Here is an 8,686-nt window from a genome sequence, read left to right as displayed (position 1 = left end):
AAAGAAGTTCTGCACCTTATAAAATTTGTCAAAAAAACTGTTGCCATTCCAAAAAGGGGATAAACTAAAGAATGAAGTTAGGGTATTTGCTGGCGGAGCGGACAATGCTTGCGCCGCATTAGGAGCAAGGTTGGTCGATGAGGAGATTGGTTTAGCTTTTTTGGGAACAAGTGGCGTGTTTAGTTCATATGAACCAGATATTAAGGATTATCAAGGGAAATTGCATTTCTTTAACCATGTAGTTCCAAATATGCAATATTCGATGGGGGTTACACTTGCAGCCGGAAATTCTCTAAATTGGTTTAAAAAAACCTTTGCTAATGAACTTACGTTTACATCCTTATTGAAAGACATCCGCAACGTTCAAGTAGGCAGTGAGGGTCTTTTGTTTACTCCCTATATAGTAGGAGAACGTACTCCACATTTTGATAGTACAATTCGCGGGAGTTTTATTGGCATAGATACTCATTATGGACTCAAACATTTTTCTCGTTCAGTACTAGAGGGAATAACCTTCAACCTGAAAAATTCTCAGAAAATTATGGAAAAAGCGAAAAATCGACATTATAAACGATTGATTTCTATTGGCGGCAAATTCAAGCCGACATTTCTGATACTGAGATTATGTGCTTAAAAGTGGAACAAGGACCAGGTGCAGGAGCTTGTATGATTGCTACATTGGATGTGGATGGGTTCCTAATGTTCGATCAACTGTGGATTGTTTTGTAAAATATAAAGAAAAAAGCTTTTTACCGATACCTGAAAATGTAATTAAATATCAAAAAATCTATCAAAACTGGAAAAAGATTTATCCAGCAACAAAAAATATTTGCCGTGAAATTAGTGATAATTAATAAAGTGGATACTTAAAAATGATTAAGGAGTGCATTCAAAAATCAGATTTTTTATGCTTATCAGTGAATTGTTATCACGCGAGTAGAAAAGTGAAAAATTTTATTTTTAGTTTTCCCGTGATAAATCTTAAAAAATAGTAATCTTGGTTATCGTTGAAAATTTGTGAATATGATGTTTTTTTGGATTATCAACTTTTTTTGCTTATTAATATAAAGCAATCAGGTTATAGAAGGCCAAAATATGTATGTTAATCGAGACATAGTTAGATTCACTTTTTTTTAGAGGAATAGTAGAAAATTTACAATTATTTCTTTTATTCGGTTTCAGAGTTTGTATTTCTTCCTATTTATTTGGTAGGAAAAATTTTATGTCAAATGATAAAGATAAATTAATTATCAATCAACTTATGCGAGAAATTGTTGAAGAAAGGAGAGAATTATTTAAACAGTATTTTGATTTGAAATCAAAACTTGATCATTAAGAGGGAAGAAGCGTTAGTGTGCCAAAAGCATCTACAGTCTCACTCACAATTATGGATAAGGAAAAGTTTAAGCAACAGGACTATCTTTATAAGGCATAATAAAACTCACCACCATAATTCTTTCAATCGAATCTCAAGAATAATTGTTTCCATTTTAAAACAGTCTCCAATGCCATTAAGCTATAAGAAAACTTTTGATAAGCTTACAAAGGAATATGAGCTTTCTATTACAATAAAGAATCTGACGTGTAATATTTTACCAAAATTGAATAATGAATGTTCTCTACCAGTTCAGAGGGCTTACTGCGGTTATTGGCAATATAAGTTGTTATTTAAAGAAGAGATCCCAAGTCAATGACTGAAATGGATATAACTTTCATTTTTATTCGCCATATCTTAGTTACTATAAAGAGGCAGGCGAGAGCATCTTATTGTAAATAAAATAAGATATTTTTCTATTAGAACAAGGAGTTTATTGAAAATATTGATTTAGATAATGTTTGGAAAATATTTTCTTAACTATTTAAATGAGCATAAGCAATTTGTGATAAAGGAAATGAATAAGAAGTCTAAGGAGTATGTAAATTTCAAATCAATTAGAAGCTATTTTATTCAGGCAATGGACTTGGCGGAACAATATGATTATATAGACTATAACCGACTAACGAAGCCGTTAAGGAAAATTAAATCAGCTAAAAAAGATCAATTGAAAAAATTAAAAAAAGAAGAAGAGGAGCATCTGTGTGAAAGAGATCTCCTGTTATTGTTTGCAGCTGTTGAAAAAGATTATTTTTTGTAAGTCATGAACTCCTTTTTTTTGATGGTCTGCGGTGACAGACTGTCGTTTGTTATAAAACCCTGTGACTCATGTGTGACTTTGTTTATTTCATCTAAATTATCTATTAACAGCATGGAAAGTTTCGCTCTTCCCAGAACCTAAAGCTGCATTGGCACCAGTAGGACCACCACCAATTACTACGGAATCATATTTCATTTTTTTCTTCCTCCCAAAAATATTTAATCTAAAATCTGAAAAATAGCTTTGATTCAAATTGGTTAATCATGTTCTGATATCATATTAAAAGAGACACCACATAATACGTTTCTTTCAACATAATGTTTAATAAATAGAACATTATAATGCGAAGTTAATTGTGAACTGATTATTAAATGTTATTATAATCTATATGCGAATCGTTTGCAAAAAAACAAAAAACTAATTTTATTTATTAAATAATAAAAAAGTCAATTAATATTAATTTATACGAACTGAAAGGTAAATATTTCGAAAGTTTTTTCACTTTCTAATTGGTTTAAAATAGTTCTTATAGATACACCTGTTCAAGAACAACGATAGTTGAAAAAGAGATCATATGAAAATTTTTACATATATTTAGATAACGAAAAATAGAAAATTGCTTGTGATAAATTATATTTTATGTTATTATGCAAAACGTAACTATTACAGTTTATTGTTTTTTGCTTAATTTGTTGTTTGAAAGGAGAATTGAAAGTGCGGACTAATATTATTTTGGAATGTGTTGAAACAGGAGAAAGACTTTACTTAACTAGCAAAAATCAGCGGAATACACCTGAAAGATTAGAGTTAAGAAAATATTCACAAAAGCTACGTAGAAAAGCAATTTTTCGCGAAATAAAAAAATAAATTAGGTGAGGAAATATGGCTAAAAAATCAAAAATCGCTAAATATAATAGACAGAAAGTACTAGTTGAGCAATATAAAGAATTACGAATTGAATTGAAAGAGAAGGGGGATTATGCTGCTTTAGCTAAATTGCCTAAAGATTCTAATCCCAATCGTTTAAAGAAAAGAGATATGATTGACGGACGGCCAAGAGCCTATATGAACAAGTTCGGTATGTCTCGAATCAATTTTCGAAAACACGCTCATTTAGGTCAAATTCCAGGAGTTAAAAAAGCTAGTTGGTAAGTAGTTTTTTCTATATATAGTATAGTAAAAAAGGAGGGGGAAAATGGAAAAATCAGATTTATCGAGTGCGTATCGACGTTTAAAAAGTCCTAATATAAAGACAAGGAAACGTGCATTAAAAATTATTCATAATTACAAGCGAAACAAGAAAAAAGTATAAAATTATTAGTGATTTTTGTCAAATAAAATACAAAATGAACCTGCTAGAAAAATGTCAAAAACAAAGAAGAATAATCGACGAACGCATCAAAAAAATGAAATCTCCAAGAATTCACTTAGATTTGATCATTGGTAAATAAAAAAGTTATCTCATAACCTTAAAGGAACATTACGAAAAAAATCAACTCTTGAAAAATTGAATATAATATAAGATAGAGTAAGCGAGGTGAACCATGGAAATCATTTATCCTTCATTGATTGAAGAAGCTTATCGATATAACAAAAAATTTGATCCAACGATCACTAAGGTAGAAATTTATCAACATTTCTATCAAAAGGGTTTGATTAATGAAAATGGTGAGCCCACGTTTGAAGCGTTAGAAATGGGGTATGTTAAAGACTATACTGAAGATTGGGATATTACCTTCGCTGAATTCTTATCAATATATCCAGTATTTGAACAGTATAATTCGTCTCATTTTAAAATGATTGAACATTTCTGGGAGATGCATAGAACATTGCAGATAGAAATTTTGGAAAAGTGGGAAAACAATCGTTTTACAGAAGAAGAGATGATTGATTTAACTGCTTTTTTTGAAGAGAGATTGCCCAGAAGTAGATAATAAAAAGTGATAAGCAATAGAATTTTAGTTCTATTGATAGTTACGAGTTAAAAAAGTTTTAAAACTAAAATATAAAAATTTGTAAAGAGATTGAAGGAAATAAACATGAAAAAAATGGCGTCAATGATACTTATGCTTTTGTCAACAAGTCTATTTGTAGCTTGTGGAAATCAGGTAGAAACAACGAATAGTTCAAACACATCGTCTGACTCAAAACAGATAGAAGTAGTCGCGACATTTTATCCGATGTATGAATTTACGAAAGCAGTAGTTGGGGAGGCAGGACAAGTTGACTTGTTGATTCCTGCAGGGAATGAGCCTCATGAATATGAGCCGAGTGCGCAAGATATGACTAAAATTAGTGATGCTGATGCTTTTGTCTTTAATAGTGAGGCTCTTGAAAAATGGGCATCCAATAGCTTAGACTCTGTTAATCAAGACAAAACAAAAGTAATTGAAGCTGCGGAAGGTATTACATTGTCAGAAAGTGACACAAATAGTGAGGAGGCTGGAGAATTAGATCCTCATGTTTGGCTTGATCCGGTATTAGCGCAAAAAGAAGTGCAAACGATTGAAGAAGGATTAGCTGAGAAATTTCCAGATAAAGCAGAAACATTCAAAAAAAATGCAGATACTTATATAGAACAACTCTCTGATTTGGATGAAGAATACCAAGCGGCATTCAAAAATGCCAAACAGCGTTCGTTTGTTACTCAACATGCTGCGTTTGGTTATTTGGCTAAAGAATATGATTTGAAACAAGAAGCAATTTCTGGAATTTCTCCTGAAGAAGAGCCGAGTGCAGCAAGGCTTGCAGAGCTAAAAACATTTGTTGAAAGCAACATAATAAAAATTATTTATTTTGAAGAAAATGCAACATCCAAAGTAGCCGAAACATTAGCTGATGAAACGGGTGTTCAAACAGAAGTATTGAGTCCGATAGAAGGTATCACACAAGAAGATATGGACGATGGAGTAACCTATATTTCAATTATGAAAGACAATTTAAAAAGTTTAGCAAAAACAATTAAATAGAATAGTATAAATTTTTTTGTGAGAGTGAGAAATATAATTTATTTAAAAAATAAAGCTATAAATTAATAGAAAACTGTTTAGGTATTAATGATATGGAAAGCGGATAAGGCTGTGACATAAGTCTGCAATAAAAAAAACGCAAGAAATGACGAAAAATGTAGTGACCCCCAAAAGTTAGATTTTTGGTCTAACTTTTGGGGGTCGCTTCAAAATCGTTCATTTCATACCCTTTTTTAGTTAAAATAAAAGAAGCACAAGTAGCCGCCCATACTTCAAACATTTAATCCTGAAAGGACTAAAAAATATGTATACATATTATAACATGGATCAACTCACTTTGGACCTATCAACTTCATTTTCTCCAAAAGAATATCACGTCGCTGCTTTCATCAACGAATTAATGCAACCTCTTCAAATCAATGAGCCGTATATTTTTGGATGTTCCTAGAGAATATGATCTGGGTGCCCTGATGAAGCTAGTTCTGTTTGCCTATACTAGAGAAACCTTCGCCAGTCGCAAGATTGAGCGATTGGCTGAAGAAAATATATATATGCCCGTTTCTGTGTGTCCAATGATGTGCAGGAATTGACGAATAAAAAATTAACACATCTGACCGAGTATCTTCGTTCGCGTAATCTCATTGATGATGCGTTGTTTATTGATGTACGAAAATTCTAGCCGATGCGAATAAATACAGCTTTGTCTGGAAGAAAAACACGATCCGTTTTGAACAGATGAATCGTGAAAAACTCCTTTGATTGATGACGGAATTAAAAGAAGCTTATGCAGTAAAAGAGATTCCCGAAGGGACTTCCCTTACACTAGAGATGGTAGATGAGCTGTTGACACGAATGGAACTTAGATTGGAAGAAATTGAAAAAGAAGTCCAGTCAACGAAACGAATTTCACCTAATCCCGCAAAAAAACAGCGCAGAACGCTAAAAAGTCAAGTACGCAAATTAACTGAAAAACGAGAGAAGCTGATTGAACACCAAGATCAGTTTTCTATTTATGGGTGCCAGAAATAGTTACTCAAAGACCGATCATGACGCTACTTTCATGCGCGTGAAAGAAGATCATATGATGAATGGTCAATTAAAGCCAGCCTACAATTTACAAATCGCTACTTATAATCAATTTGTTTTAGGATATGATGTTTTTCAAAACCCAACTGACACTAGAACCGTACAACCATTACTTGAAAAAATGAATGTGACTAACCAATCACATCGATATATTGTCGCAGACGCAGGTTATGGCTCTGAAAGTAATTATCGATATCTAGAAGATGAACTCCCTCAACATACCGCGCTTATTCCCTACGGGACTTTTTTAAAAGAGATAAGTAAAAAGTGGAAAACCGATGAGCAAAAAATAATGAACTGGACTTACAATGAACATGCAAATTACTATATCGATCCTAAAGGTGTGCGATTTAATTTTCATGCCTATCGCAAAAGAACCGATAAAGATGGATTTATTCGAGATTTTAAAGAATATCAAGCAGAAAAAATCGATCTAAATCAAGAAATGATTCCCGAAGCTCTAACACCGAAGGGGTATATTAGAAAAATTACAGTAAACCCTGCTTGAGAATATCATAAAGCCAAACAAAATGAGCTTCTTTCTACGCCTGAAACCGGAAAGGTTTATAGCCGCAGGAAGATCGATGTAGAAACAGTCTTCGGATTTATGAAGGCTTGTTTAGGCTTCACTCGATACACAGTTCGAGGGTTAGATAATGTAAGAAAGCAATCAGGTTACTGATTACGGCAATCAATATGATGAAGCTGGCAAAAATAAGTAATTAAACCAACCAATTATATTAAAAAAATAAAATGCACGCGAAAATAAAAATATTTTCGCGTGCATTTTGTTTTTATCGAGGTCGTAACCAACTAACTTATGTCACGCCCCCTTTTGCTTAACTTGGAAAATCCAGCCTTGAATAAGGGAAATTCTTACTCGAAAATTGCGGGAATTTCGATAGCCATAGGCTACTCACTTTATCACTTTTATCTTGTTGTTTGTTCAACCTAATACACCATTACTATATCTGATTTTTAAACTATATAGAATCCCAAGTTTGTATTTATTTGAAAAGGTCAGCTTCTTACAAAAAAATTATGGGAGGCGTTGTTCTAAGCTGTTGATCGTATAGAAAAAGCTTTGGCTATCCTTATATTTAAAGTGATAGAGGATGAACTGACAGGTCACGTAAGCCATTGTTATTTGCTCGTCTTAACTCAAAACTTCATCGACAATCACTTTTTGTTTCAGCGTTTTATGAAAGGATTGATCATATTGATAATTGGGACTATCCAGATCATAGGCATGCTTAAGGAGTAATTTCCAGAATCGCTTCAATTATCGATACTTTGTCAGTTCCATTTTTTAAAATTTTTTTATTGTTTTCATTCACAGCGGGTTTAACGCACGAGTGATTTTATTAATTTAATTTGGACAATTACTTTTGCTATCATATGAAACCTAGCTTTTTCTTTGCTAATATATTGACAGTTGTAGATTAAGATGTTATGATATAAATCGTAATTATTTCGATTTAAAAACGGAGGAAGTGTTGTATGGGGAACAAATTTGGTAAATATGTAGTCTTAGCAGGGGCAATTGTATTTTTAGGTGCGTGTGGTAACGATTCATCTTCTGAAGAAGGTGTTGCAGTCAATTCGGATACATCAGTGTTACAATCCAACAAGAAAAGCGAAGATATAGGGAAAATTCAAATAGAAGGTTTATCAGATCATTATCATACGGGTAATGCCATAGAGTTGAGTGCCATTTTAGAAAATGAAATTGATACACCGCATTGGAACTGGTTTACGAGAGAAGACGAAAATGCTAAATGGAAAAAGTCACCTGCTCAGCAAACCCAAGATTTTGTTGGTGAAGCAACGATTAATGGTCTAGAGATAAAAGCTGCATTGGTTAATGACAATCAAGAAGTATACGCTGAGTCTGATCCTGTTAAAATCATTATTGATGACCACCACGGAGGTACAGAAGAAGATCAAAAAATTGCAGAGGGATACTTTGATGAAGATCAAGTAGAAGACCGTGATCTTTCTGATTTTGAAGGGGATTGGCAATCTGTTTATCCGTATCTATTGTCAGGTGAATTGGATGAAGTATTTGAACATAAATCAGAGGAAAATGAAGACAAAACTCCTGAAGAATACAAAGAGTACTATGCTACTGCATATAAAACTGAAATAGAAAGAATGGTTATTGATAAAGATACAGTTGCTTTTTATGAGGGCGGGAAAGAAACTGTAGGAACTTATGAAAATGATGGATTTGAAATATTAGATAAAGGCGATGGGAAAAAAGGAGTGCGGTATGCATACAAATTAATTGATGGCCCAGATAATTTGCCTAAATTTATTCTTTTTAGCGATCATTATATTACTCCACATGAATCTTATCATTATCATCTATATGCAGGAGATGCTCGAGATAAATTAACTGAAAAATCGTCAAATTGGCCAACCTACTATCCAGCTGACTTAGATAGTAATGGAATTGTCGATGAAATGCTCGCTCATTAAGTCTAATTAAATAAT

At 32.8% G+C, this 8,686-nt stretch carries 9 protein-coding genes and 1 pseudogene; all 10 read left to right on the top strand.

Translation table 11 applies throughout. The annotated features are described in order from the left end of the window. Positions 1-25 precede the first annotated feature (25 nt). The 10 genes and pseudogenes from IAE45_RS16880 (at position 26) to IAE45_RS16830 (ending at position 8,671) form a co-directional block, all read left to right on the top strand. Complete coding sequence (locus IAE45_RS16880; RefSeq protein WP_233619142.1) at positions 26-634, top strand: FGGY-family carbohydrate kinase; 609 nt, start codon at positions 26-28, stop codon at positions 632-634. A 1,198-nt stretch (positions 635-1,832) separates the two neighbouring features. After that, positions 1,833-2,135 (top strand): hypothetical protein, encoded by a 303-nt coding sequence (locus IAE45_RS16875; protein ID WP_233619141.1) that lies wholly within the window; start codon positions 1,833-1,835, stop codon positions 2,133-2,135. A gap of 714 nt (positions 2,136-2,849) precedes the next feature. Next, positions 2,850-3,002 carry a 50S ribosomal protein L33 gene (rpmG, locus tag IAE45_RS16865; protein WP_200126943.1) on the top strand — a complete coding sequence of 51 codons (153 nt, stop codon included), beginning with the start codon at positions 2,850-2,852 and terminating at the stop codon, positions 3,000-3,002. Positions 3,003-3,017: 15 nt separating this feature from the next. After that, positions 3,018-3,287: a 30S ribosomal protein S14 gene (gene rpsN / locus IAE45_RS16860; protein WP_200126951.1), complete on the top strand. Its 270-nt coding sequence runs from the start codon at positions 3,018-3,020 to the stop codon at positions 3,285-3,287. 43 nt (positions 3,288-3,330) lie between these two features. After that, on the top strand, positions 3,331-3,447 hold the full coding sequence (locus IAE45_RS16855) for a putative metal homeostasis protein (protein WP_200126953.1): 117 nt from the start codon (positions 3,331-3,333) through the stop codon (positions 3,445-3,447). Positions 3,448-3,462: 15 nt separating this feature from the next. Continuing rightward, positions 3,463-3,582: a 50S ribosomal protein L32 gene (locus IAE45_RS19385; RefSeq protein WP_200126955.1), complete on the top strand. Its 120-nt coding sequence runs from the start codon at positions 3,463-3,465 to the stop codon at positions 3,580-3,582. Between the two features lie 97 nt (positions 3,583-3,679). After that, on the top strand, positions 3,680-4,069 hold the full coding sequence (locus IAE45_RS16845; protein ID WP_200126957.1) for a hypothetical protein: 390 nt from the start codon (positions 3,680-3,682) through the stop codon (positions 4,067-4,069). A 105-nt stretch (positions 4,070-4,174) separates the two neighbouring features. Further along, positions 4,175-5,104: a metal ABC transporter substrate-binding protein gene (locus IAE45_RS16840; protein ID WP_200126959.1), complete on the top strand. Its 930-nt coding sequence runs from the start codon at positions 4,175-4,177 to the stop codon at positions 5,102-5,104. Between the two features lie 304 nt (positions 5,105-5,408). Beyond that, positions 5,409-6,907, top strand: a pseudogene (locus IAE45_RS16835) (transposase); the annotation flags it as partial. 783 nt (positions 6,908-7,690) lie between these two features. Further along, the gene (locus IAE45_RS16830; RefSeq protein WP_200126968.1) at positions 7,691-8,671 is read left to right on the top strand and encodes a ZinT family metal-binding protein; all 981 of its coding nucleotides are present in this window, start codon (positions 7,691-7,693) and stop codon (positions 8,669-8,671) included. Positions 8,672-8,686 lie beyond the last annotated feature (15 nt).

Source organism: Enterococcus sp. S53 (genome assembly GCF_016516865.1).
GTDB classification, from domain to species: domain Bacteria; phylum Bacillota; class Bacilli; order Lactobacillales; family Enterococcaceae; genus Enterococcus_D; species Enterococcus_D innesii.
The sequence above is the reverse complement of the archived record's forward strand: the minus strand, read 5'-3'. Positions and strand labels throughout refer to the sequence as shown.